The organism is Marinobacter sp. C7, from assembly GCF_022343555.1.
Classification (GTDB): Bacteria; Pseudomonadota; Gammaproteobacteria; order Pseudomonadales; family Oleiphilaceae; genus Marinobacter.
Map to the genome: position 1 here is coordinate 1,487,431 of NZ_JAKQZH010000001.1, position 25,276 is coordinate 1,512,706.

Genomic DNA, 25,276 nt, shown 5'->3' on the forward strand with positions numbered 1-25,276 from the left:
TTTGACGGTGGTGGTCAACCACTTTTATGCGGATTTTTCTCCGGAACGGCGCTGCCGCATCCAGTCCTTCAGTGCCCGGCTCAGGGCGCTCCAGCGGTTAACAATGAGCGCAGCAAAGATCAGCCCGCAACCGGCCAGTTGCAGCGGTTCCATGGTCTCGCCAAACCATCCGGCGGCGAACAGGGCAACCCACACCGGCTCCAGTACCAATATCACAACGCCGTGACTGTGGGCAGACAGACTCTGGGCAAATGTTTGCACCAGGAAGCGGCCGGCAGTGCCGATGATGGCACTGGCCAGCACCCACCAGATCAGCAGGGGCGCAGGATCAGTCAGCGTCGGGCTCCAGGGCTCGACTATCGCCGACTCGATCAGGGTAACGATGCCTACCGTGGTCAATGCCAGGGCGGTCAGGGGCAGGGCGGGAACCCGTTGCTTCTCTACCGTCTCTCCCCGCCGGTTAACAATAGTTCTCTGGTTCGCAGCCCGAGTGTTAAGCGTGAAGTACAGGGCGAAGATGGTCGCTGCGACAACGAAATACAGCTGCCCGGCCTCGGGGCGAAAGCCGTTTTTCAGGGAGAGCAGGGCCAGACCGGCAATGGCAATCGGAATCGCCAGCCAGGTGCTCGCGGGCTGTGACTCACGGAAGACGAGCCTGGCAATGATGGGCACGATGACTACCCCGAGGCTGGTCAGAAAGGCGCCTTCTCCCATGCTCTCGATATTGACCAGCCCCATGATCCAGAAGCTCATGGCGATCCCGAACACCAGGCCTACGCCCAGTGCCCGGCGAATCTGATCGGCGCTCAGGGCGAGAATGGCTTTTCGGGCGAAAACGGCAAGAAAAATACCGGCAATCAGGAACCGGGCTGCCATGAACATCAGCGGCGGCATCAGCAGGATGGCTTCTTTCGAGAAGATCCAGCTGACAGCGGCAAGCAGGGTGACAACCACCAGTAACAGGTCTGATTTATGGGCGTCGGTCATTGGGTGTCCGGTATCGAGAAGGGAATAAAACACCCCAATGTATAGTTTGCAAACTAAAAAAGGAAGTGGCGATTAGTCTAGGGGAAAGGGGGCTCGTCCCCGAGACGACGGGCGAAAGATACCGTGCTGGCAGATTTTTGTGGTTTAGAATAAAAGTAGTTGATAGTGTACAAAAATTAACGGTATATGCTGGCAATGAGGGAGATCACGTGCGGTATCTTCAATCGTTCAACCGTCGCCTACGACAGCTCCGGGAGCAGGGGCGGCTGTCCTCCTGGGATGTCGCCGAAATGTGCGGTGTTGATGAAGCGAGGGTACTCAGCTGGGAGGCCACTGATGCCCGTCAGCGCAGTTACCCGGGCGTTGTAGAGCTGCTGGATCTTTGCCTGAAGACCGAAACACCACTGGAACACCTCCTGGATCTGGAAGCTCAGGGCGAGGGTGGCCAGCTGGAACTGCCGGGCCTGGCCTTTAGTAACAGCGACGATCTGTCGGTGGCGTTGAAGGAGCTGGAGGAGGAAATCGAGCGTATCCAGCTGACTGACGAGGAGAGTGAACTTCTGCGCCGGTTCCGCAGAACGTCTACGGAGAACCGGCGCATGGTTTTCCAGTTGCTGGGCCGCTGAGAGCCAGCAACCTCCCTATTTTTTCTTCTTGTAGATGTTCTCGTAGACGTAGTTGGTGGCCTCGACAAAGCCGTCGATGCTGCCACAGTCAAAGCGTCGGCCCTTGAATTGATAGGCAAGGACGCAGCCATTCTTTGCCTGCTCCATGAGAGCGTCGGTGATCTGAACCTCACCATTCTTACCTGCGGGTGTGCGTTCGAGGATGTCGAAGATATCCGGTGTCAGGATGTAGCGACCGATAATCGCAAGGTTGCTCGGGGCATCCTCGGGGGCAGGCTTCTCCACCATGTCGGTGATGCGGAACAGGCCGTCTTTCATGGATTCCCCTGCGATCACCCCGTACTTGTGAGTTTCGTCGGCAGGGACTTCCTCGATCGCGACGATGGAGCAGCGGAACTGGTTATACAATTTCACCATCTGCTCAAGCACGCCTTCACCATCCTGGGGACCCAGGCAGAAATCATCCGCCAGGACCACAGCAAAGGGATTATCGCCCACCAGGTTCCGGCCCGTCAGGATGGCGTGGCCGAGGCCCTTCATTTCATTCTGGCGGGTAAAGGCAAAGCTGTTGTGGTTGATGAGGTCCCGTATCGAGGTAAGCAGATCCTCTTTGCCGGAGCCTGCAATCTGGTGCTCCAACTCGTAGCTGATGTCGAAATGGTCTTCGATAGCGCGTTTGCCCCGGCCGGTGACGAACCCGAATTCATGGATACCGGCAGCAGCCGCCTCCTCAACGCCATATTGCACCAGTGGTTTGTTCACCACCGGCAGAATCTCCTTGGGCATGGCCTTGGTGGCCGGCAGGAAGCGGGTACCGTAGCCGGCAACGGGGAACAGGCATTTCTTGATCATTCCAGTTGTCCTTAAGGGTTGGGGTAATCCAGTACAAACACAAACTGTGCCGAGTTTAACCCAATTCAGGGGGCAAATTGCAGGGATGGGGCATTTGCTATGAAAAACCGAGCATTACCGGATGGTAAGCATGCGGAGTGTTAAGTCACTCTGTGAGGTTTTGTTTATATAGCACTGATTGCAGGATTAAAATTGTAAAGATTGGCAACATCCTCTAGGAGAATTTTCGCGCCTCTTATATAACGGATCTGTAATTTTGACGTGACCGAAGAGGAGCGGGATTTGCGCGCACTGAACATTACTGCACTGATTTTGTGCGTGTCCGTGCCCGCTGTTACCGAGGGAGCACAGGATCGGGGCGTGGCAGGAGCGTGGGTATACGAGGCCACCAGTGTGCTCGACTCGGTGACGGATTACCTTTCCAACCGCATCGAAGTATCCGGCAGTTCCAGTCACAGCAATGACCGATCAGCTGGCCACCTGACGCTTGCGGCAAACGGGGTGATATGGTCCCGGCATGAGCTGGGCCTCCAATTCAGTGATTCTGCCTCCCGCAAGGAAGACGACGGCCAGAAGTCCCTCGCGCTTCGCTATGCCATGCCTTTGATTGGTAACCGCCTCGAGCTGGAAGTCGAGGAGAGTCAGTATCGCGGTGTTTTGACGGAGCCGGGTCAACAACTGGATGTCAGTGGTAACCAGAGTTTTTTCCGCTTCACTGCAACCCGTTCGCTGGGCTCGGTTCTGGGGTGGGATGTGCATCAGGTTATCCGGCATTCCGGCAGTGACAGGAGTGTTTATGAGGAAGCGGAGTGGGTCCGCGATTCTGCGCACCAGTTGTCGAGCATTGGTCTGAAATGTTCCGGGGCTGAGGAGTTGGGGGACGGCTTTCGGGCCTCCACACAGTTGACCGCTGTGGGCGGGATGGAATACCGGAGCACCGAATACGCTGAAACTGAAATGCAGAAGCGTACACAGTTTCATCGGCTCGAGTTGGAGGCGTTGCTGCAGCGGCAGGTGTTGGACTGGAATCTGGATCTGGGCGGCCGATACCAGTTTGCTCCTGAAGATTTACCCGGCTCCGAGCGGATTACCGTTGGCGGGTCGGCGCTCATTTCCGGTTTTAACGGTCAATCCGTTTCCAGTGCCGAAGGCGGCTGGCTTCGTCTTGACGCAGCCAGCCCCTCATACCACATGCCGTTTGCTTCCCGTTTTCGGTCTTCCGTATCCTTTTCCCTGATGCGTGGCTGGGCGCCTCTTGAGAAAGGTGATCGGCAAAGGTTTGCCTCTGTCAGCGCCGGAGAGATTTCCCTCAACGTCAGTTCGGACAGGTTTCGGGCAGATATGACGGTTGGCAGTCTGATCGATTCCGATCGCCTGGATGTATTCGTTCCCTCAGTCCCCGATGTGGCGCTGTCCCTGCACATGGGCATCTGAAAGTCCTTAATTAGCCGTTACGAAGATGTCACTTGTGGCCTACTCCGCCACGGGTGTTACATTCAAAGGACGGAAAACAGGGAGTTTTCAGAATGGTCCGCATCGGATACCTCAGAATTTTTTTCATCACCTCTGCGATGCTTCTCCTTTCCGGGCAGGCGGGCGCATTCGGGTTTGATGAGGTGGCCGCCAGGGCGGAGGCGCTGGCGGCTGAAGAGTTCCGGGCACCTGAGCCGGTGCCGGAATTTCTACAGAACCTTGGTTATGAGCAATATCAGTCTATCCGGTTTCGCCCCGAGGCCAGCCTCTGGCGCGGCGGCAATTCCCGGTTCCAGGTGATGATGATGCCGACCGGCGGTTTTTACCGGCATCCGGTGGCTTTGAACGTCATTGACCGTGAGGGGGTACACCCACTCGGTTTTGATAAAACCCTGTTCGATTATCCTTCAACGGAACTCGCAAAGCGCGTGCCGGCGGATCTTGGCTATGCCGGCTTCAAGTTGACCTACCCGTTGCGCAAACCCGGAGTGCAGAACCAGTTTCTCGTGTTCGGCGGCGCCAGTTATTTTCGGGGGGTGGCGGCTGGCCAGCGTTTTGGATTGTCGGCCCGAGGTATAGCGGTGGACACCGGCCTGGCATCCGGTGAAGAGTTCCCCGGGTTCCGGGAGTTCTGGCTGGAGCGGCCGAAGGGCGGCAGCGATGTCGTGGTGGTCTATGGACTGCTGGACGGTCCCAGTCTGACCGGGGCTTACCGCTTCGAGGTTCATCCGGGCAAGAAACTGAGACTGGAGGTCGGTGCCCGGCTCTTCTTCAGGAGCGAGGTGGACCAGCTCGGACTGGCCCCACTAACCTCAATGTTCTTCTACGGTGAAAACACCCTGCGTCCTCGCGGCCAATGGCGCCCCCAGGTGCATGACTCCGACGGGCTGCTGATTCACGATGAGCAATCCGGCGAATGGCTTTGGCGTCCCCTGCTGAATCCGGCAGAGCTTCAACTGGGGTTTCATCAGGTCGGGAACCTCGGTGGCTTCGGTCTGATCCAGCGCGACCGGGAGTTCTCCCGATTTGAGGACAGCGAGGCAAGATATGACCTCCGGCCCAGTGCCTGGGTTGAGCCCGGGGAGGACTGGGGTAATGGCGAGGTCGTCCTCGTGGAAATTCCGACCGACTCTGAAGCCAACGACAACATCGTCGCGTTCTGGAAACCCCGCCAGCAAGTCGCGGCAGGAGACAGCCGCTATCTGACTTACACACTCACTTTCGGGGCACCATCCATCAGCGGGCATCCTCTGGGCCGGGCGGTCAGGACGTTCGTCGGCGACGGCGCGCAGCCTGGAGGCGGCGAAGCCGAAGGGGCCTATCGCTTCATTGTCGATTTCCAGGGCGGAGCAATGGATCAGCTGGATCGTAATGCCGCGGTCGTGAGTGAAGTGAGTGCCCGAGGCGGCAAAATTGTCGAGCATTTTGCCGAGTACATCGAAGCCCGTCATGGCTGGCGACTGTCAATATTGGCCAGGCCGGAGGAAGGAAAGGATCTGGCGCTACGGGGTGTACTGTCCGCCGACGGAAAGCCTGTCAGTGAAACCTGGACTTATCAGCTGGGACCGGCGACCGGGCTGAGAAAGCAGGTGCAATAGTCATTCTCAAGGAGGAACCATGCCATGGCAGAGATTTCCTTGCAGGACGTCTTTAACCGGGCCTACACCTATCTCAGGGCATCCGGAATCGACATGACAGTGGACCGTTACCGCACGCTCCTTCATCTCATTGAAGATTCCGTCGCCTCGGCGGATGAGGAGGAGCAAGAGGACGCACTTCTCGAGTCGGCCATGGAAAGGATTCCCCGGTATTTTGAGCTGCCTGAAAACAGGGCACCAAAAGCAACTCCTCCGCTATTCCGGGGCAGTATCGGATATGGCCGTGATGACTGATGTCTGTCAGGCACCTTCCCGCGAAAGCTCCACGAATTGGCGGAGGGTTGCGTTCCTGCGGCGGGCACTTCTGATTGGCCTGGTTTTTGGCCAGACTCTGGTAGCCTGCTATTACCTGTTGTGGGTGCTTCCCTATCATGGGGGAACCTGGCTCGAACTCGCTATTCTCGGCCTGTTTGCCGTTCTCTATGCCTGGATCGCAGTCGGCTTCTGGGTCGCGGCTTTTGGCTTCGTCTTGAGGCTGAGGGGTGGTGACCGGTACTCATTGCTTCGGCGCCACCGTAATCGTGACATCGAGTCGGTGCCAGTGGCCCGGACCGCTATTGTGATGCCGGTCTACCATGAGCCGGTTCACTGGACGTTCAGCGGCCTGAAGGCGGTTTACCGGGACCTTCAACGGAAAGGTCAGCTCGACCATTTCGAGTTCTTCATTCTGTCGGACAGCCGTGACCCGGACACCTGGCTTGAAGAGCAGGCAGCGTGGAATCGGCTGGTCAGAGAACTGGGCGCCGAGGGTCGGTTGTTCTATCGCCGGCGGCCGGTCAACCTGAACTACAAGAGCGGGAATGTTGCCGATTTCCTGCGTCGCTGGGGGCGGCATTACGAGTACATGGTCGTGCTTGATGCGGATAGCCTCGTCAGTGCCGATACGCTTGTCCGGATGGTCCGCCTCATGGAGCTCGAACCGCGGGTCGGCATCCTGCAGACCAACCCGAACGTGATAAACGGCCAGTCCCTGTTCGCCCGGATCCAGCAGTTTGCCAATCGTTTCTACTCGCCGCTGTTTGCAACGGGGCTGGCGGCTGTCCAGATGGGGGATGCCGCATTCTGGGGGCACAACGCCATTCTCAGGGTGCGGCCTTTCATGCGCTTTTGCGGCCTGAGAAAGCTCCGGGGTCCCGGAATCTTCGGAGGGCCGATTATGAGTCATGACTTTGTCGAAGCTGCTTACATGGGCCGGGCAGGGTATGAAGTATGGCTGGAACCCGGGTTGGGTGAGAGTTTCGAGGAATCACCGCCGACGCTGTCCGATGAACTGGTCAGGGACAACCGGTGGGCCAAGGGCAATCTGCAACACCTGTGGATCATGCTGACAGCGCCGGGCCTGAGGTTTGCGCACCGGCTGGCATTCCTGAACGGTATCATGGCGTATGTCGCGTCACCCCTGTGGCTCCTGTTCCTGATCTGTACAACCGCGGAAGCGGCACGGATGACCCTTGCCCCCATTGACTACTTCCCCGAGGGCCATCAGGGGCTGTTTCCCCTTTGGCCCGAGTGGCGGCCCGAGTGGGCACTGGCACTGGCTCTGAGTACCGCGCTGCTGCTGTTCCTGCCGAAAGTGTTTGCCCTGGCGGATGCGTTTTGTCATCGCCTCGCCGGCGGCTTTGGTGGGCCAGGCCGTCTGACAGCGAGTGTCCTGATCGAAATCGCGGTGTCTGTCCTGCTCGCCCCATTGCGGATGCTCGCACACAGCCGGTTTGTGGTGGCGGCACTTCTGAATGTGTCCCTGAAATGGGCCGGGCAAAACCGTACCGAAGAGACGTCCTGGTCCGAAGCGTTCCGGCATCATCTGCCCGGGATGGTCATCGGGGTAGGGTGGTCCGCTTTTGCCTGGTCGCTGGATCGTCTGTTCTTCCTGTGGTCTCTTCCTGTTGCCCTGCCACTGGTGATGGCGGTGCCAACATCCGTTCTCCTCAGTCGGATAGCCATCGGCCAGAGACTGAAGGTCCGGCGCCTGCTCACCATTCCCGAGGAGGAAGTGCCACTGAAGATCCTGGAGGACGCACGCAAGGCTCGGGCCGGGTCTCCGTCAGAGACCGGACTCAGCCCATTACAGCGGGCCGTTCTGAGCCCGGATCTGAATCATCTTCACTGGTCCCTCGCCCGGGATCATCGAGCCGCTGTACGTGACGACAACCTCAGAATGGCCGTTACGCGATGTATTCAGAGCGGACCTGAGGCACTCTCTGCGGCTGAACTCACCCAGGTCCTGCAGGACAGACGTTCCCTGAGAGAACTGCATCGCAAGGCGTGGATAGCCCCGCCCTCCGGTTATTGGGGGCGGTGCATTCAACGCCTGGCCCAGGAAAGCGGGTCCTGAATTACGGGAAAAGAACCCTTGATCTATGCGGGAGGAGAGCACTGTGGACAGGAGAACCTTGCTCAAGGCATTGCTGGCAGCGATGGGAAGCTACGGGCTGCCGCATTTGGTACATGCGGCGCCGGAGAGTTGGGGCATGGGTGGGAAGAACGAGGGAGAGCCATTCAGTTATGCCTGGCTAAAGGGGCATGCAAGAAACCTGGCAACCCGTGCCTACGAGAGTCACGAGGGAGAAATTCCCGATGCCCTGAAAAACCTCTCATGGGACGACTATCAGGCAATCCGGTTCCGGGAGGACCACGCGTTGTGGAAAGAGACCGCTTCAGCGTTCCAGGTCCAGTTGTTCCACCTGGGGCTGTTCTTTCTTGCCCCCGTCAGAATCCATGAAGTACGGGATGGCAAGGCTACCGAGCTGGCCTACAGTCCCGACTATTTCTCTTACAACGGCGAGCAACCTCTGGGTGATCTTCCCGAAGATCTGGGATTTGCGGGCTTCCGTGTCCATTACCACACGAACTTCGAACTCGATGTTGCCTCGTTCCTCGGCGCCAGTTATTTCCGGGCGGTCGGCGCGGAGATGCAATACGGTATCTCGGCCCGGGGCCTGGCCATCAACACGGGAACAGGCGAGGAAGAGGAATTCCCCAGGTTTACCGCCTTCTGGCTGGAGCGGCCGGGGAAAGATCAGGAGGCACTGAAGGTCTGGGCGCTACTTGATTCACCAAGCACGACCGGCGCCTATGCGTTCGTGATTGACCCGGGGCGCAACCTGGTCATGGACGTGGATGTGGCGTTGTACCCCCGCAAGCAGATGAGCCGCGTGGGGGTTGCGCCACTGACCAGCATGTATCAGGTCGGGGAAAACAGTCGGCGGATGGACTACGACTGGCGCCCTGAGATTCACGATTCTGACGGTCTGGCCATACTGACCGGGTCGGGCGACTGGTTGTGGCGCCCATTGAGGAATCCTCGCCGGCTGGGGTTCAGCAGCTTTGCGGATCAGGGCCCTCGCGGGTTCGGTCTGCTTCAGCGGGACCGGAATTTCGATCATTACCAGGACGATGGAGTGTTTTACGACCGCAGGCCCAGTGTCTGGGTTGAACCCCGCGAGAACTGGGGTAAGGGCAGTATCGATCTGGTTGAGATTCCAACGGTTGATGAAACCTTCGACAACATCGTGGCGTTCTGGCACCCGGACCAGCCTCTGGAGGTTGGCCGTGAGTATCTCTTTTCCTACCGGCTGCACTGGGGTGAGCGCGCACCGTCCCGACCCTACGAGCTGGCTTCGGTAGCGGCAACCCGCACCGGGCTCGGCGGTGTGGTTGGGCAGGAGCGTAAGTACTTCTCCTGGCGATTCGTGGTTGATTTTGCCGGTGGCCTTTTGCCAATGCTGGCGGAGGAATCCAGCGTAATCCCGGAAATCTCGGTTAGTCGGGGCAGGGTTGAAATCACTTCGGCGAGACCCTTGTCGGCAATTGACGGTTACCGGGCCATGTTTGACGTGGTTCCGGACGAATCCGAGGAACCGATTGAGCTACGGCTCTATCTCAGCCTGGACGGCGAACCTATCACCGAAACCTGGCTGTACCAGTATTTTCCGCCACGTCCTGAGGATCGGAAGCTTTATTAGGCTTCAGATATATGTTGACAATCCAGCCGTGGGTCAGGGTTTTTTGTTGACAATAATAGGGTCCAGGCGTAGATTTATGCCTAATCCAGTAACTATTGTTGACAAGGCATGGCTGAAGCTACTCTCCAATCCCAGACCCGAGCCGATGAAGCGTTTGATTGTTTACAAACGGCCATCGTCACGGGAGAGCTTGCCCCCGGCGAGAAAATCGGGGAGGTTGAGCTCTGTTCCCGTTTCAATCTGACTCGCGGCCCGCTGCGTGAGGCGCTTGGCCGACTGGAATCCCGCGGTCTGCTGGTGCGTCGGCCCCACGCAGGCGTGAAAGTAGTCTCTGTCAGTGCTGCCGAGTTGCTGGAGTTGTACCGGATTCGCGAGGTGATGGAGGGGCTGGCGGCCCGTCAGGCGGCAGAGCGGATGACCGATGAAGAAATCGCCGAACTCCAGGCGACCCTGGACAGCCACGAGAGAATGATCGAGCAAGCCCAGGGCCAGGCTTATTACCAGGCAGAGGGCGATTACGATTTTCATCACCGTATTGCCACCGGCAGCCGAAACGCAAAGCTGGCCCAGATGCTGCTGGGTGACCTCTACTACATGGTCCGGATGTACCGGTACCGATTAAGCACCTCCGCGGGGCGCCCGCACCTGGCGCTTCGGGAACATCGTCGTATCGTTGAGGCCATCGCCCAAAGGGACGGTGAACTCGCCGAATTCCTGATGAAGCGACACATTAATGCCGCGCGCATCAATATAGAGAAGAAGATCGAGGAAGGCGTCCTGACAATTTGAAACAGGGGTCTGACCCCAAACGGGGTCAAACCTCATCTTCACGAACCCAAGATCAAAATTCCGAACAACACGAGGCCAACACCATGTCCAACAAACTCTCCCCGGGAGCCCGCTTCCGCAAGGCCCTGAAAGACAACCAGCCCCTGCAGATTGTGGGTACCATCAATGCCTATGCCGCGATGATGGCCGAGAAAGTGGGCCACCAGGCCATCTACCTCTCCGGTGGCGGTGTTGCAAACGCTTCGTACGGCCTGCCGGATCTCGGTATGACTACGATGAATGACGTTGTCGAGGATGTGCGCCGGATTACCGCAGCGTCCGAGCTGCCGTTGCTGGTGGACATTGACACCGGTTGGGGCGGCGCGTTCAACATCGCCCGTACCATCCGTGAGATGGAACGTGCAGGCGCAGCGGCGGTTCACATTGAGGATCAGGTCGCGCAGAAGCGCTGTGGCCACCGCCCGAACAAGGAAATCGTCACCAAAGAGGAAATGGTCGACCGCATCAAGGCCGCCGTTGACGCTCGCCAGGACGACGATTTCTTCATCATGGCCCGTACCGATGCTTTCCAGAAAGAAGGCCTCGAGGCAGCCATCGATCGTGCCAAGGCGTGCATTGAAGCCGGCGCCGACGGTATCTTCGCTGAAGCGGTACACGAACTGGACGATTACAAGGCCTTCGCCGAGGCCCTGGATGTGCCCATCCTGGCCAACATCACCGAATTCGGCGCAACTCCGCTCTACAACAAGAAAGAGCTGGCTGAAGCCGGTGCCGGCATGGTCCTGTATCCCCTGAGTGCATTCCGCGCCATGAACAAGGCTGCCCTGACTGTTTACCAGAACATCCTGGAGAAGGGTGACCAGAAAGACGTGGTTGACCTGATGCAGACCCGAATGGAACTGTATGATTTCCTGAACTACCACGATTTCGAGCAGAAGCTGGACCAGCTGTTTGCGCAGACCAAGGGCTGAAGATGAAGTAGGGGTCAGATGAATGCTTTCATCTGACCCCATTTTTGAGATCGAAGTGAGGGGTCTGAAGAATACTTTCTTCTGACCCCGGGGTTTACCGACTAACAATGGGGTTGGGTTGAAAACGGGGTCAGAAGAAAGCGTTCTTCAGACCCCCTGGGTCCAGCCTCATGTTCAAGTTCAAGATGAGAGCGAGGGAGAACAACAATGGCTGAAGCAAAGAAACTCGGTGGCGCCGGCCTGCGTGGCCAGGTTGCCGGTGAAACTGCCCTGTGTACCGTAGGCAAGACCGGTACCGGTCTGACCTACCGTGGCTACGACATCACCGATCTGGCTAACAACGCCCAGTTCGAGGAAGTGGCCTACCTGCTGCTGCGCGGCAAGCTGCCGAACCAGCAGGAACTGGATGCCTACAAGAAAAAGCTTGTGAGCCTCCGCGGCCTGCCCGAGGCCCTGAAAACCGTGCTCGAGCAGATCCCCAAGGACGCGCACCCGATGGACGTGATGCGTACCGGCTGCTCCATGCTGGGTAACCTGGAGACCGAGCAGGACTTCAGCCAGCAGGATGACAAGATCGACCGCATGCTGGCGGTATTCCCGGCCATCATTACCTACTGGTACCGCTTCGCTCACGAAGGCGTCCGGATCGAGACCGCCAACACCGAAAGCGACTCCATCGGTGGTGTCTTCCTGGAGCTGTTGCATGGCAAGAAGCCGAGTGAGCTGCACGAGCGCGTGATGAACGTCTCCCTGATCCTGTATGCGGAGCACGAGTTCAATGCCTCCACCTTCACCGCTCGCGTGTGTGCCTCCACGCTGTCTGACATCCACAGCTGCGTTACCGGAGCCATCGGTTCCCTGCGTGGTCCGCTGCACGGCGGTGCGAACGAGGCAGCCATGGAACTGATCCAGAAGTTCCAGACTCCTGACGAGGCGGAAGCCGGCCTGATGGGCATGCTGGAGCGCAAGGAAAAAATCATGGGCTTCGGTCATGCGGTCTACAGCGAGTCCGATCCGCGCAACGCCATCATCAAGAAGTGGTCCGAGAAGCTGGCCGAAGAAGTAGGGGACACCGTCCTGTACCCTGTGTCCGTGCGCTGCGAGGAAGTCATGTGGCGCGAGAAGAAGCTGTTCTGTAACGCCGACTTTTTCCACGCCTCGGCCTATCACTTCATGGGCATTCCAACCGAGCTGTTTACCCCGATCTTCGTGATGTCCCGGGTTTCCGGCTGGACCGCCCACGTGAAAGAGCAGCGTGCCAACAACCGGATCATCCGCCCGAGCGCGGACTATACCGGTCCGGAGCATGCCGAGTGGCTGCCGATTGATCAGCGCGACTGATAAGACGTGAAAATGGGGACTGACCCCATGCGGGGTCAGACCCCAAGTTCAGACTTTAAAAAGGGGTCTGACCCCGAGGGGGGTCAGACCCCACCTTCACAAATTTGAGCCGCCGACCATGAACACTGAATACCGCAAACAACTCCCCGGCTCCGACCTGGACTACTTCGACACCCGACAGGCGGTCGAAGACATCCAGCCCGGTGCCTATGACAAGCTTCCTTATACCTCCCGGATCCTGGCCGAGCAGCTGGTTCGCCGTTGTGATCCGGCAATGCTGACGGACTCCCTGAAGCAGCTGATCGAGCGTAGGCGCGATCTGGACTTCCCGTGGTATCCCGCCCGCGTGGTGTGTCACGACATCCTGGGCCAGACTGCGCTGGTGGACCTGGCCGGCCTGCGCGATGCCATCGCCGAGAAGGGTGGCGATCCTGCCAAGGTCAACCCGGTGGTGCCCACGCAGCTGATCGTGGATCACTCCCTGGCCGTTGAGCACGCCGGTTTCGAGAAGGACGCCTTCGAGAAGAACCGTCAGATCGAAGACCGCCGCAACGATGATCGCTTCCACTTCATCAACTGGACCAAGACCGCGTTCAAGAACGTCGACGTAATCCCGCCAGGCAACGGCATCATGCACCAGATCAACCTGGAGAAAATGTCTCCGGTGGTGCAGGCCCGTGATGGTGTAGCCTTCCCGGATACCTGTGTCGGTACCGACAGCCACACCCCCATGGTGGACGCCCTGGGCGTAATATCCGTTGGCGTGGGCGGCCTGGAAGCCGAGAGCGTGATGCTTGGCCGCGCTTCCATGATGCGCCTGCCGGACATCGTGGGTGTCGAGCTCACCGGCATGCTTCAGCCGGGTATAACCAGTACCGACATGGTGCTGGCCCTGACCGAATTCCTGCGTAAGGAGCGGGTGGTCGGTGCCTACCTGGAGTTCTACGGCGAGGGCGCCGACAGCCTGACCGTGGGCGACCGTGCCACCATCTCCAACATGACCCCGGAATACGGCGCCACCGCCGCGATGTTCTACGTTGACGGTCAGACCATCGACTACCTGAAGTTGACCGGCCGCGAAGACGACCAGATCGCCCTGGTAGAGAAATACGCCAAAGAGACCGGTCTGTGGGCCGACAGCCTGAAGAACGCAGAATATGAGCGGGTGCTGAAATTCGACCTGTCCAAGGTCACCCGCACCCTGGCCGGCCCGTCCAACCCGCACGCGCACCTGCCGACGTCCGAGCTGGCCAAGCGCGGCATCGCCGGCGACTGGGAACTGGAAGAGGGCAAGATGCCGGATGGCGCGGTGATCATCGCCGCCATCACCAGCTGTACCAATACGTCCAACCCGCGCAACATGGTGGCGGCCGGCCTCATTGCCCGTAACGCCAACAAGCTGGGCCTGACCCGCAAACCGTGGGTGAAGAGCTCGCTGGCGCCGGGTTCCAAGACCGTCAAGATGTACCTGGAAGACGCCAACCTGCTGCCCGAGCTGGAAGACCTCGGTTTCGGCGTGGTGGCCTTTGCCTGCACCACCTGCAACGGCATGAGTGGCGCCCTGGATCCGAAGATCCAGCAGGAGATCATCGATCGGGACCTGTACTCGACCGCCGTGCTCTCCGGTAACCGTAACTTTGACGGCCGGATTCACCCGTATGCCAAGCAGGCGTTCCTGGCGTCTCCGCCTCTGGTCGTGGCTTACGCCATTGCCGGTACTATCCGTTTTGATATCGAGAAGGATGCCCTGGGTTACGACAAGGATGGCAACCCCATCACCCTGAAGGATATCTGGCCGAGCGATGAGGAAATCGACGCCATCGTAAAGCAGTCGGTCAAACCGGAGCAGTTCCGTCAGACCTACATTCCGATGTTTGACGTGACCAAAGAGGCTCAGGCAGCCAGTGACCCGCTGTACCAGTGGCGCCCGCAGAGCACCTACATCCGTCGCCCGCCATACTGGGAAGGTGCCCTGGCCGGTGAGAAGTCCCTCAAGGGCATGCGTCCGCTGGCGATCCTGCCGGATAACATCACCACCGACCACCTGTCTCCGTCCAACGCGATCCTGGCCAGCAGTGCCGCCGGTGAATACCTGGCGAAGATGGGCCTGCCGGAGGAGGACTTCAACTCCTACGCAACCCACCGGGGTGATCACCTGACCGCCCAGCGCGCCACCTTCGCGAACCCGAAGCTGTTCAACGAGATGGTGACGGACGAGAACGGCAACGTGAAGCAGGGCTCCCTGGCCCGCATCGAGCCGGAAGGAAAGGTCACCCGCATGTGGGAAGCCATCGAGACCTATATGGAGCGCAAGCAGCCGCTAATCATCGTCGCTGGCGCCGACTACGGGCAGGGTTCCTCCCGTGACTGGGCCGCCAAGGGCGTTGCCCTGGCAGGTGTCGAGGCCATCGTGGCCGAGGGCTTCGAGCGGATTCACCGGACCAACCTGGTCGGCATGGGCGTGATGCCCCTGCAGTTCGAGGAAGGCACCACCCGCAAGACCCTGGCCCTCGACGGCACCGAGACCTACGACGTGGAAGGCACCCCGGCGCCACGCGCCGAGCTGACCCTGGTCATCCACCGGAAGAACGGCAGCACCGAGCACGTGCCCGTGATTTGCCGACTGGATACCGCGGAAGAGGTGTCCATCTACAAGGCCGGCGGTGTGCTGCAGCGCTTTGCTCAGGACTTCCTGGAGTCCGAAGGGGCGGCTTGAGCGCCAAAGCAGGGGTCAGAAGAAAGCGTTCTTCTGACCCCGGGTTCAGCGGCCAAAGAATGGGCTCAGATGAAGGCGTTCATCTGAGCCCGTCTTCACAGATACAGAGAGCAAAACCATGACCCATGCTCCCCAAATCAAAGTCCCTGCCACCTACATGCGTGGCGGCACCAGCAAGGGCGTCTTCTTCCGCCTGCAGGACCTGCCAGAAGCCGCGCAGGTTCCCGGTGAAGCGCGGGACAAGCTGCTGCTTCGGGTAATCGGCAGCCCCGATCCCTACCAGAAACAGACCGACGGTATGGGCGGTGCCACTTCCAGCACCAGCAAGACGGTCATCCTGGCTGCCCCCACACAGCCGGATCATGACGTCGATTACCTGTTCGGTCAGGTCTCCATCGACAAGCCGTTCGTGGACTGGAGCGGCAACTGTGGCAACCTGACCGCGGCCGTGGGCGTGTTCGCCATTAACGGCGGTTTTGTGGCCAGGGAGCGGATTCCCGAAAACGGCATCTGCACCGTCCGCATCTGGCAGGCGAACATCAAGAAAACCATTGTTGCGCATGTGCCTATCACCAACGGCGAAGTGCAGGAAACCGGCGATTTCGAGCTGGACGGAGTGACCTTCCCGGCAGCGGAAGTCCAGATCGAGTTCATGGATCCGGCCGATGGCGAGGGCGCCATGTTCCCGACCGGCAATGTGGTCGATGACCTGGAAGTGCCCGGTGTGGGCACCCTGAAGGCCACCATGATCAATGCCGGCATCCCGACCATCTTCATCAATGCCGAAGACATTGATTACAGGGGCACCGAATTACAGGATGACATCAACAGTGATCCGAAGGCGCTGGAGATGTTCGAAACCATCCGTGCCTACGGCGCCGTGAAAATGGGCCTGATCCAGGACGTGAGCGAGGCCGCCAACCGCCAACACACGCCCAAGGTCGCCTTTGTCGCGAAACCGGTAGACTATGTGGCTTCCAGTGGCAAGCAGATTACCGCCAGTGACATCGACGTGCTGGTTCGGGCCCTGTCCATGGGCAAGCTTCATCATGCCATGATGGGTACAGCCGCGGTGGCGATTGCCACGGCATCTGCGGTTCCAGGTACCCTGGTCAATCTCGCGGCCGGTGGCGGCGATCGTAACCATGTCACCTTTGGCCATCCCTCCGGAACCCTGCGCGTTGGCGCGGAGGCGAAGGAAGTGAATGGGCAGTGGACCGCCACCAAGGCCATCATGAGCCGCAGTGCGCGGATACTCATGGAAGGTTCGGTGAGGGTACCGGGAGATTCATTCCCGGGCTGAACCGCCTGAATGAAGAATGCCCCCGGGCCGTATACCGTCTATCTTTCAGGTAGGTGGTCATCGGCCGGGGGCATTTTTGTTTGGCCGGGGAAATACAACCAGGAAAGGAGGCAACAGCATGTCTGGCACATTCGATGTCAACGTCCGCCCGGATTACGACGAAGTACTCCAGAAAATTGCGGATTACGTCCTGACCTACCAGGTCGACAGCGAGGAGGCCTGGGATACCGCACGTAATTGCCTGATCGATACCCTGGGTTGCGGATTACTGGCCCTGCGCTTCCCTGAATGCACCAAACATCTTGGTCCCCTGGCAGAGGGTACGGTTGTGCCCCACGGTGCCCGGGTGCCTGGTACCCAGTTCCGGCTGGATCCGGTAAAAGCAGCCTGGGACATCGGCTGCATTGTTCGCTGGCTGGATTACAACGACACCTGGCTCGCCGCTGAATGGGGTCATCCTTCCGACAACCTTGGCGCCATCCTGGCGGTGGCAGATTACCTGTCCCAGAAGCGGACGGCGGAGGGCAAGCCACCGTTCGTGATGAAGGACGTGCTCGAAGCCATGATCATGGCACACGAAATCCAGGGTGTGCTGGCGCTGGAGAACTCGTTCAATCGGGTGGGGTTGGACCATGTCGTCCTGGTGAAAGTCGCCTCAACTGCCGTCGCCGCGAAGTTGATGGGAGCAAACCGCGAACAATTACTGTCGGCGCTGTCTCATGCCTGGGTTGACGGCCAGGCACTCAGGACCTATCGGCACGCACCTAACGCCGGCTCCCGGAAATCCTGGGCGGCGGGCGATGCCACCTCCCGCGCGGTCCGCCTTGCCGATATCGCCATGCGAGGCGAAATGGGCATTCCCGGGGTTCTGACGGCGCCCCAGTGGGGGTTCTATGACGTCCTGTTCAGCAAGACCAACAAGGACCAGAAACTCAAGCCCGAGCAAGAGCGACAGTTCTCTTTGTCTCAGGGGTTTGGCTCCTATGTGATGGAGAACATTCTGTTCAAGATTTCCTTCCCGGCGGAATTCCATGCGCAGACTGCCGCCGAGGCCGCGGTCACCCTGCACCCGGAAGTAAAGGATCGTCTCGATGAGATCGACAGGATCGTCATCACCACCCATGAGTCCGCGATCCGCATCATCTCCAAGGTGGGCAAGCTGGCAAACCCGGCGGACCGGGATCACTGTCTGCAGTACATGACAGCAGTACCGCTTATTTTCGGAGCCCTTACCGCAGAGCACTACGAAGACAGCTTCCATGATGCCCATCCGATCATCGACGAACTCAGGGACAAGATGGAAGTCGTGGAAGAGCCCCGCTACACGCGGGAATACCTGGAACCCGAGAAGCGTTCCATCGCGAATGCCGTGCAGGTGTTCTTCAAGGATGGTTCCAGCACCAACCAGGTGGCGGTGGAATACCCCATCGGTCACCGGCGGCGGCGTGAGGAGGGGATTCCTCTGCTGGAAGAAAAGTTCAAGGCGAATCTGGCGACGCGGTTTCCGGGGCAGCGGTGTGAGAGGATCTTCAGACTGGTTGAGGATCAGTACAGGCTGGAAGCAACAGTTGTCAGTGATTTCATGGAGTTATTGGTCATTTGACGTCTGTTGATGTGTCAGAAATCTTTACACCCAGTGTGTAAATTTTGGACAACTTAATGATTGAACATTTGTAATGTTGGGTTACACTTTGTAAATAAATAGAAGCTTACTGCACGGGAAGCAGGGAAGAGTTGCTTGTTTTTTTAAGTAGCTTGGTGTGAAAAGCACAAGGAGTTGGCGTGGCGCACGTCAGATTGTTTCGGCATTACATCCACGTCCCATTCGTAATCCTGGGTCTGATTGATTTTCTGATCCTGGTACTTGCGGTCTTACTGTCGATTTTTCTTCGTTTTTTCGGTGATGTTGATTTCTTTTTCGACAGCATCGAATTCGTGCTGCCCTCAGGTATCGTGTTCGCTCTGGCCAATCTGCTGGTGATGGTGGCATTGGGGGTGCACCAGTCCCGGCTTGAAGAGGGGATGTCCGGGATGATGCTGCGCACTTTGCTGGCGCTCATCGTCAGCCTTCCGGTTTCCTGGCTTGCGTACGGAATATTTACCGACTGGTTATGGTACCTCGGAGGAAGTGGGGTGCTGACCACTGCCTCGGTATTTGGACTCTTTTTGCTCGGGATTGGCAGAACCGTTTTTTTCGGACTGGTGGGCAAGGACAGCTTCAAACGCAAAGTTCTTGTGCTGGGAGCGGGACGGCGGGCGCGCCAGCTCCTGTCCGATCTCCATACCCCCTTCAACCGAAAGGGATTTATCCTCAAGGGTTTTGTTCCCATCCCCGGGGAACCCGTTGAAGTGGATGAAAAGTACGTGCTTCAACTCCCCTTTACGTTGTATCAGTACGTCCTCTCCAATCGTATCAGTGAGATCGTCGTTGCCGTGGACGACCGGCGCAAAGGTCTGCCAATGGACGATCTGCTCGAATGCAAAATGGCGGGGATCCGCATCGTTGACGGGGCCAGTTTCTATGAGCGGGAATCCCGCAAGGTCGCCCTGGAAATGATAACGCCTGGCTGGCTCGTTTTTTCAGACGGCTTCAGCGTCTCCGGGTTCTCAGGATTCTGGAAACGCAGCCTTGATCTTACGACTTCTGGTGTTCTGATTCTGCTTAGTCTTCCTCTTATGCTTCTGACTGTGATTGCGATCAAAATCGAGGATGGCCTTACTGCGCCGGTTCTATACAGCCAGGAGAGAGTCGGTCTTAACGGCGAGGTTTTCCGGGTGCATAAGTTCCGTTCCATGGTCACTGATGCCGAAAAACATGGTGCGGTTTGGGCCAGCAAGAACGACAACCGGGTCACCCGTGTCGGGGATTTTATCAGGAAGGTCCGGATTGACGAGATCCCACAGGTTTTCAATGTCATGAATGGAACCATGGCTTTTGTTGGCCCACGGCCGGAACGCCCGATGTTCGTTCAGAAATTGGCGGAAAAGATTCCTTTTTATAACGAACGGCACCGGGTCAAACCAGGAATTACCGGCTGGGCACAGCTGTGCTTCGCCTACGCCGATAACGAAGAGGACAGTCGCGAGAAGTTGCGATATGACCTTTACTACATCAAGAACCAGAGTCTTCTTCTGGACTTGTTGATTATCATCCAGACGGTCGAAGTGGTGCTGTTCAGGAAGGGATCAAGGTAGTTCCGGAAAAGATTGCGCCCGGAACACGGAATGTAAACACGGAACTCAGCGGGGATTTGAAAATGTCACGGATGCTTAGATTCTTGGGCGTAATTGCGACCCTTGGGGCGGTAGCGTTGTCTACCGGTTGTGCCGGCCCGACCGCTTCTTCCTCTGCCGAAATTCAGCGTGCTCTGAATGTCGATAACTCCTCGAGTGTCGAAGAATACATTCTGGGCCCGACTGATGTTGTACAGGTGTCAGTCTGGCGGAACGAGGACCTGAGCACGTCCGTGCCAATTCGGCCTGACGGAAAGATATCGGTCCCCCTTGTTGGTGATATTCAGGCGAGCGGCAAGACCCCCGAGACCCTCGCGAATGACATTGAGGAGCGGCTGGCATCATATATCCGTCAGCCACAGGTCAGTATTGTTGTCACCAGCATGGGAAGCCACGAGTTCAGTGACCGTGTCCGGGTCACAGGCGCCGTGGAGCAACCGATGTCCATGCCCCATCGGGCGGGCATGACCGTAATTGATGTGTTCCTGGAGGCGGGTGGTGAAAACGAGTTCGCTTCGCTCAATAACTCCAAGCTCTACCGGAAGAGCGGAGGGAAGGTGGTGGTGATCCCGGTCCGGCTCGGGGACATCGTCAACCGTGGAGATATCTCAACCAATTATGGTTTGCGCCCCGGAGATATCCTCAGTGTGCCAGAGCGGGCGTTCTGACCAGCGCAGCGGCTCACATGAGGGCTGCGGTCGCGTGAAAGGTAACTAGCTATGGATATGCCCCTTTCCCAACTACCAAATGAAATCCTCAGGGAAGTGAGGTCACGCAAGTGGCTTGCTCTGGTGTTATTCACCGTCGTGAGTTTCGGTGTGCTGCTTGCCGGATTTCTCTGGCCCTACAAGTATGAATCCCAGGTGGTCATTTTTGTCGATGACAGAAACATAATTCGACCACTGATGGAGGGCAGTGCCGTCACTACCCAGATCAATGACCGGGCGTCTGCGGCTCAGGAGTTGCTGTGGAGCAGAAGTATCATGGAAACCATTGCTAAAGACACCGCTCTTTTCGGGCCTGATGCTGCCACTCTGGAACCGGAAGAATTGGAGGATAGAATTGCGACGCTCCGAAGAAACGTGAGCGTCGAACCCCGAGGTGACAGTTATTTCAGCATCGGCTTCGCCGCAGCATCGCCGAATCAGGCGTTTCAGGTCGCCCAGAAGCTCGGGCAGCTCTTCATAGAGGAGACCAGCGAGAGAAAACGGGCCGAAAGCCGCAACGCTTACGAGTTCATTGACAAGCAGGTCAAGAGTTATGAACAGCAGCTTGCAAGTGTCGAGGAACGGCTAAAAAACTTCCTGTCAGTAAATGTGGATGGTACCGAATCGGAGGCAAATCAGCGGATAGCCAGCCTTCGAGGTCAGATCGAAGTTGCGGAAATGGAGCGACAGGAACTCATGACCAGGGCCCGGTCGCTGGAAGGTGAGCTGGCGCGAATCAATCCCATGCTGTTGCAGGGACGCTCGGAGGACATTTACCAGACCCGGATCCAGTCATTGCAGGAGCAGTTGGATAACCTGCGCCTCAAGTACCATGACACCTATCCCGACATTGTTATTCTTCGCGAGCAGATTGATGAGTTGCGGAAGCAGCGCCAACAGGCCCTCGCCTCGGAAAATCCGGAGAGGGTAGTAAGGGATGGCGAATCGATCTCCAACCCCGTTTATCAGGAGGTCAGGTCATCGCTGGCGGAGACCCGGGCAAGTATCCAGACCACCGAGACCCGCATTCGCGCATTGAAATTGCTCCTGGCCGAGCAAGCCCGACGGATGGAGAGGATTCAGGACAACAAAGCGGAATACGCCGAGCTAACGCGCGATATGGAGGTCAATAAAGAGATTTACGATGACCTGCTCAAGCGTCGGGAAAAGGCCAGGGTATCGATGCACCTGGATGTCGAGGGTCAGGGCCTTAACTACCGTATCAATGAGGCGGCCCAATTTCCGAGGGGTACCAGTGGTCCGAGATTTTCCACCTTTGCGGTAGCCGGTCTGTTTCTTGGTCTGCTCGCACCCTTCGGGTTGGTTGCGGGGCTGCTACAGATCGATCCGAGAATACGCGCACGCCAGCAACTGGAAGAGAGCCTCGGTTTTCCGGTGCTTGCTGAATTGCCCGAAATGAAAACCCCCTACGAGAAACGCCGGGAGCGGCGTGTGCTGAGGCTGGTGATTCTCTGCGGGATTGCAGTGGCTTTGGTCTATGTTTCGATAGCTGTCGGGACCATGATGGGGGTGATCGCATGAGTGGCCGCGAAAGACCGTACGATAACCCCGATATCCAGGATGGGAATAGCGGGCTTGAAAACGAAGACAGCAAGCAAAATCCGGGCAAGTACTGGCTGAATCGGGAGATTGATCAAGGTCCTGAGCCCAAGGGTGAGTTGAGTGGAAACGGCGTTCCCTATTCTGAATGGGATGATTCCCGGATGCTGGTCCCCAGTTCGCTGGAGTTGGGCCCGGGTGCCGTGGACCGCTACGTCATCAGCAAACAGATTGCCCGGATGCAGGAGCCGCGGCGTTTAAGCCGCGAAGACCTCGAAGAGCGGCGGATCATTTATCCCGACTCTCCGGACCGGGCTCTGGTTAACCGATTCCGGGATCTGAGAACGAAACTCGTAGAGAAATCCGGCGGAAACAATTTCACGCTGGTAGTGAGTGGTGCGAGCAGTGGGGCAGGGAGTTCGTTTGTCGCCTTCAATCTGGCCGCCGCTTTCGCTTTTGACCAGGCCAAGACCGCCGTTGTCATCGACTGCAACCTGCGGGAACCGACACTCCACTCCCTGGTGGATGTGGTGCCCGAATATGGGTTGACCGATTTCCTCGAGGACCCGGATTTCGATATCGCCCAGATACTCTATCCCACGGGCATACCCCGACTCAGGTTGATACCCGCGGGGAGCCGTCGGGAGAGTCCGGTGGAGTTCTTTACGTCTTTCCGGATGAAGCAGTTTGTCCAGGCTGTGCGTCGCCGGTACCCGGACCGATTCATTGTGTTCGATACTGCTCCGATCAGCGATTCTCCGGACGCACGAATCCTGGGAGAAATCTGTGACTACGCCATGCTGGTTGTCCCCCATGGCCGTGTCAGCCCCACAGCTGTAGAGCAGGCCGCGTTGGCTTTCCTTCCGGAGAAGTTCGTAGGAGCAGTGATCAATGGCTAGAGCAAGAATAATCGGCTGTCGAAAACTGTCCGTTGCAGGGGTGGCGTTAGCCCTGGCCGGTGCATCCGTTCTGGCGGAACCCGTCAGGATAGACGGCTCGGTGGAGGGGCGTTACAGCGATAATATGGAGCGCACTCCAACAGACGAGACCAGTGATATCGAAACTATCACCAGCCTTGGAGTCTCTTATCGTAGCGATCCTGGAAGGTGTAATGCCGATTTGAGCTCGCGATTCGGCTACGGATATTGGCTCGATGATACCTATGATCCGGAAATCTACAGCAATCTGGATTTCTTCGGTGACTGCCAGATGACCGATAACGTCTCATGGGAACTGACCGACCAGCTAAGGGATGTTGACCAGAACTCTCGGGAAGCCGACACCCCCAATAACACCACCCGCAAAAACGTCTTTCGAACCGGGCCGGTGCTTAATGTTCGCCTGAGCCAAGTCGATGAAACGGAGTTTCGCGTTGCCTACCAACAAACAGATTACAGCGAGCCGGAGGAGCCTGACAGTGAGCGTTATCTCGGGTCCGCAGCCTGGAATCACATGTTCAGCTCAGGTACAACGGCGGGGCTGTTTGCCGAGATGGACCGTGCGGAGCTGGACACCGGGCAGGAGATCGACACTGACACCCTGGCGGTGACATTTACCAAGCAGTGGGTGGTGACGCGATTGAGCGGATCGATTGGTGCCAGTCAGTTGGAGAGCCGGTTGAACGGTTCCGGCACTGAGGCGGAAGCCATTGTCGGAGATCTCCTCCTTGAACGTGAGATTAATCCTTCGACACTGCTCTCCGTCCAGGCGACCCGGGAATTAACAGACCAGACCTCGAACCTCGACATCCAAATCGGTTCCTTTGTTTTCAATCTGGAGCAAACGGCACCTGTGGAAGTAACTGCGATCCGCGGCTCCCTGGATAAACGGTTTAGTAACGGGAGTCGGTTGCTGTTCACCGCGTACGGCGCCGCAACAGACTATCTCCTGACGGATCTGACAGATTACAGGGCCGGCTTGGGGGTGAATTACCGGCGGCCCGTTTCCCAGGTAGTCAATTTCACCTCGGACATCGGATACGATTTCTACGATTATGGTGGCGAAATCGACTCCAATGATCATGTCATCGACGTGGCAGTCGGGCTGGATTATCAAATGAGCCGAAAACTCGTCGTAAACGGGAGAGTTGGTCATGAGCGTCGGGAGAGTGAAGTGGCTTCCCGCGAATACAATGAAAACTGGATTTTGCTCGGCCTGAGTTATCAGTTCCGTTGATTGGCTACTGAATGACAAGGCCAGGGAAAGGCATCATGGACAGCATACGGAATGCTCTGACAATAGACGTGGAAGACTATTTCCAGGTCGCCGCGCTCGCAGAGGCAGTAAGGCCCGAGGATTGGGATTCGATGGAATATCGGGTGGAGGCCAATACCAACCGTCTCCTCACCTTACTCGATCACGTTGATACCAAAGCGACGTTCTTTACCCTGGGTTGGATCGCAGAGCGGTCACCGGGCCTGATTCGCACAATTCGTGCAGCCGGACATGAGGTCGCAAGCCATGGGTACAGTCACCAGTTAATTTACAGCCAGTCGCCTGCGGTGTTCCGGGAAGAAACCCGGAAGTCAAAAAGGATTCTTGAGGATATCCTGGGTGAGCCCATAAAAGGCTACCGTGCAGCGAGTTACTCCATAACGACGCGCTCCCGCTGGGCGCTGGACATCCTCTGCGAGGAGGGGTTCGAGTGGGATTCCTCGATTTTTCCGATTCGTCACGACAGATATGGAATGCCTGGCACACCCCACCAGCCGTACCGGCTGCAAACGCCCAACGGCTCCAGCCTGATTGAATTTCCCCTTTCGACATGCCCCCTCGGACGCTATCGCCTCCCGGTAGCCGGAGGAGGTTATTTCCGGTTGTTTCCCTATTCGCTGACCAAATGGGGCTTGGGGCGCATAAACGCCGGTGGGCAGCCGTTCATATTCTATTTGCACCCTTGGGAGGTCGATCCCGGTCAGCCACGCCTGAAGGTCGGATTCTTGTCCCGCTTTCGCCACTACAACAATCTGGACAAATGTTATGACCGACTGGTGTCGTTATTGGCCGATTTTCGTTTCGGCACGGTGACGGATGTTCTTTCGGATGTCCGGTTTTCCGCAGATCCAGTGATAGTGTGAGTTAGTGATGAGTTTGC

General features: G+C 57.8%; 20 protein-coding genes. 18 read left to right on the plus strand and 2 right to left on the minus strand.

The genetic code is table 11. The features are described from left to right. Nucleotides 1-24: 24 nt before the first annotated feature. Nucleotides 25-987 carry a DMT family transporter gene (locus tag MD273_RS06870; RefSeq protein ID WP_239036999.1) on the minus strand — a complete coding sequence of 321 codons (963 nt, stop codon included), beginning with the start codon at nt 985-987 and terminating at the stop codon, nt 25-27. A gap of 209 nt (nt 988-1,196) precedes the next feature. On the opposite strand from MD273_RS06870, the gene MD273_RS06875 reads away from it, so the two are divergent. Then, a complete protein-coding gene (locus MD273_RS06875) occupies nt 1,197-1,613 on the plus strand; it encodes an XRE family transcriptional regulator (RefSeq protein WP_239037000.1) in 417 nt (138 codons plus the stop codon). Between the two features lie 15 nt (nt 1,614-1,628). Here MD273_RS06875 and galU read toward each other — a convergent pair whose 3' ends face one another. Beyond that, nucleotides 1,629-2,465 (minus strand): UTP--glucose-1-phosphate uridylyltransferase GalU, encoded by an 837-nt coding sequence (galU, locus tag MD273_RS06880; protein ID WP_239037001.1) that lies wholly within the window; start codon nt 2,463-2,465, stop codon nt 1,629-1,631. Between the two features lie 282 nt (nt 2,466-2,747). Between galU and MD273_RS06885 the strand changes: the two genes are divergently transcribed. From MD273_RS06885 to MD273_RS06965, 17 genes are all read left to right on the plus strand, one after another. Next, complete coding sequence (locus tag MD273_RS06885; protein WP_239037002.1) at nt 2,748-3,899, plus strand: ShlB/FhaC/HecB family hemolysin secretion/activation protein; 1,152 nt, start codon at nt 2,748-2,750, stop codon at nt 3,897-3,899. 92 nt (nt 3,900-3,991) lie between these two features. Beyond that, the gene (locus MD273_RS06890; protein ID WP_239037003.1) at nt 3,992-5,536 is read left to right on the plus strand and encodes an OpgD/OpgG family glucan biosynthesis protein; all 1,545 of its coding nucleotides are present in this window, start codon (nt 3,992-3,994) and stop codon (nt 5,534-5,536) included. A gap of 24 nt (nt 5,537-5,560) precedes the next feature. Beyond that, entirely contained in the window at nt 5,561-5,830 is a 270-nt protein-coding gene (locus MD273_RS06895; protein ID WP_239037004.1) for a hypothetical protein, read from the plus strand. Further along, nucleotides 5,823-7,931, plus strand: a complete 2,109-nt coding sequence (mdoH, locus tag MD273_RS06900; RefSeq protein ID WP_239037005.1) for a glucans biosynthesis glucosyltransferase MdoH — start codon at nt 5,823-5,825, stop codon at nt 7,929-7,931. Before MD273_RS06895 ends, mdoH begins: the two co-directional genes overlap by 8 nt. A 43-nt stretch (nt 7,932-7,974) precedes the next feature. Beyond that, on the plus strand, nt 7,975-9,561 hold the full coding sequence (locus tag MD273_RS06905; RefSeq protein WP_239037006.1) for an OpgD/OpgG family glucan biosynthesis protein: 1,587 nt from the start codon (nt 7,975-7,977) through the stop codon (nt 9,559-9,561). A 108-nt stretch (nt 9,562-9,669) separates the two neighbouring features. Continuing rightward, the gene (locus tag MD273_RS06910) at nt 9,670-10,350 is read left to right on the plus strand and encodes a GntR family transcriptional regulator (protein ID WP_239037007.1); all 681 of its coding nucleotides are present in this window, start codon (nt 9,670-9,672) and stop codon (nt 10,348-10,350) included. Between the two features lie 83 nt (nt 10,351-10,433). Next, on the plus strand, nt 10,434-11,321 hold the full coding sequence (gene prpB / locus MD273_RS06915) for a methylisocitrate lyase (protein ID WP_239037008.1): 888 nt from the start codon (nt 10,434-10,436) through the stop codon (nt 11,319-11,321). 207 nt (nt 11,322-11,528) lie between these two features. Beyond that, complete coding sequence (prpC, locus tag MD273_RS06920) at nt 11,529-12,662, plus strand: bifunctional 2-methylcitrate synthase/citrate synthase (protein WP_239037009.1); 1,134 nt, start codon at nt 11,529-11,531, stop codon at nt 12,660-12,662. A 118-nt stretch (nt 12,663-12,780) separates the two neighbouring features. Then, complete coding sequence (gene acnD / locus MD273_RS06925) at nt 12,781-15,378, plus strand: Fe/S-dependent 2-methylisocitrate dehydratase AcnD (protein ID WP_239037010.1); 2,598 nt, start codon at nt 12,781-12,783, stop codon at nt 15,376-15,378. Between the two features lie 118 nt (nt 15,379-15,496). Further along, nucleotides 15,497-16,681, plus strand: coding sequence for a 2-methylaconitate cis-trans isomerase PrpF (prpF, locus tag MD273_RS06930; RefSeq protein ID WP_239037011.1), 1,185 nt, complete (start codon nt 15,497-15,499; stop codon nt 16,679-16,681). Between the two features lie 118 nt (nt 16,682-16,799). Continuing rightward, nucleotides 16,800-18,284 carry a 2-methylcitrate dehydratase gene (gene prpD, locus MD273_RS06935; protein ID WP_239037012.1) on the plus strand — a complete coding sequence of 495 codons (1,485 nt, stop codon included), beginning with the start codon at nt 16,800-16,802 and terminating at the stop codon, nt 18,282-18,284. A 179-nt stretch (nt 18,285-18,463) separates the two neighbouring features. Next, complete coding sequence (locus MD273_RS06940; protein ID WP_239037013.1) at nt 18,464-19,876, plus strand: TIGR03013 family XrtA/PEP-CTERM system glycosyltransferase; 1,413 nt, start codon at nt 18,464-18,466, stop codon at nt 19,874-19,876. A gap of 71 nt (nt 19,877-19,947) precedes the next feature. Beyond that, nucleotides 19,948-20,583, plus strand: a complete 636-nt coding sequence (locus MD273_RS06945) for an XrtA/PEP-CTERM system exopolysaccharide export protein (RefSeq protein ID WP_239037014.1) — start codon at nt 19,948-19,950, stop codon at nt 20,581-20,583. Between the two features lie 51 nt (nt 20,584-20,634). After that, complete coding sequence (locus MD273_RS06950; RefSeq protein ID WP_239037015.1) at nt 20,635-22,164, plus strand: XrtA system polysaccharide chain length determinant; 1,530 nt, start codon at nt 20,635-20,637, stop codon at nt 22,162-22,164. Beyond that, a complete protein-coding gene (locus MD273_RS06955) occupies nt 22,161-23,081 on the plus strand; it encodes a P-loop NTPase family protein (protein ID WP_239037016.1) in 921 nt (306 codons plus the stop codon). Before MD273_RS06950 ends, MD273_RS06955 begins: the two co-directional genes overlap by 4 nt. Further along, the gene (locus MD273_RS06960) at nt 23,074-24,357 is read left to right on the plus strand and encodes an outer membrane beta-barrel protein (protein WP_239037017.1); all 1,284 of its coding nucleotides are present in this window, start codon (nt 23,074-23,076) and stop codon (nt 24,355-24,357) included. Before MD273_RS06955 ends, MD273_RS06960 begins: the two co-directional genes overlap by 8 nt. 35 nt (nt 24,358-24,392) lie before the next feature. Next, complete coding sequence (locus MD273_RS06965) at nt 24,393-25,259, plus strand: XrtA system polysaccharide deacetylase (protein WP_239037018.1); 867 nt, start codon at nt 24,393-24,395, stop codon at nt 25,257-25,259. The last annotated feature ends 17 nt before the right edge of the window (nt 25,260-25,276 follow it).

Excerpts from the sequence above, each read along its gene's own strand:
- prpF (WP_239037011.1), top strand. The coding sequence starts at position 15,497 with ATGACCCATGCTCCCCAAATCAAAGTCCCTGCCACCTACATGCGTGGC.
- prpB (WP_239037008.1), top strand. The coding sequence starts at position 10,434 with ATGTCCAACAAACTCTCCCCGGGAGCCCGCTTCCGCAAGGCCCTGAAA.
- MD273_RS06945 (WP_239037014.1), top strand. The coding sequence starts at position 19,948 with ATGCTTAGATTCTTGGGCGTAATTGCGACCCTTGGGGCGGTAGCGTTG.
- acnD (WP_239037010.1), top strand. The coding sequence starts at position 12,781 with ATGAACACTGAATACCGCAAACAACTCCCCGGCTCCGACCTGGACTAC.
- MD273_RS06950 (WP_239037015.1), top strand. The coding sequence starts at position 20,635 with ATGGATATGCCCCTTTCCCAACTACCAAATGAAATCCTCAGGGAAGTG.
- MD273_RS06910 (WP_239037007.1), top strand. The coding sequence starts at position 9,670 with ATGGCTGAAGCTACTCTCCAATCCCAGACCCGAGCCGATGAAGCGTTT.
- MD273_RS06960 (WP_239037017.1), top strand. The coding sequence starts at position 23,074 with ATGGCTAGAGCAAGAATAATCGGCTGTCGAAAACTGTCCGTTGCAGGG.
- prpC (WP_239037009.1), top strand. The coding sequence starts at position 11,529 with ATGGCTGAAGCAAAGAAACTCGGTGGCGCCGGCCTGCGTGGCCAGGTT.
- MD273_RS06890 (WP_239037003.1), top strand. The coding sequence starts at position 3,992 with ATGGTCCGCATCGGATACCTCAGAATTTTTTTCATCACCTCTGCGATG.
- MD273_RS06955 (WP_239037016.1), top strand. The coding sequence starts at position 22,161 with ATGAGTGGCCGCGAAAGACCGTACGATAACCCCGATATCCAGGATGGG.
- galU (WP_239037001.1), bottom strand. The coding sequence starts at position 2,465 with ATGATCAAGAAATGCCTGTTCCCCGTTGCCGGCTACGGTACCCGCTTC.
- MD273_RS06870 (WP_239036999.1), bottom strand. The coding sequence starts at position 987 with ATGACCGACGCCCATAAATCAGACCTGTTACTGGTGGTTGTCACCCTG.
- mdoH (WP_239037005.1), top strand. The coding sequence starts at position 5,823 with ATGACTGATGTCTGTCAGGCACCTTCCCGCGAAAGCTCCACGAATTGG.
- MD273_RS06965 (WP_239037018.1), top strand. The coding sequence starts at position 24,393 with ATGGACAGCATACGGAATGCTCTGACAATAGACGTGGAAGACTATTTC.
- MD273_RS06895 (WP_239037004.1), top strand. The coding sequence starts at position 5,561 with ATGGCAGAGATTTCCTTGCAGGACGTCTTTAACCGGGCCTACACCTAT.
- prpD (WP_239037012.1), top strand. The coding sequence starts at position 16,800 with ATGTCTGGCACATTCGATGTCAACGTCCGCCCGGATTACGACGAAGTA.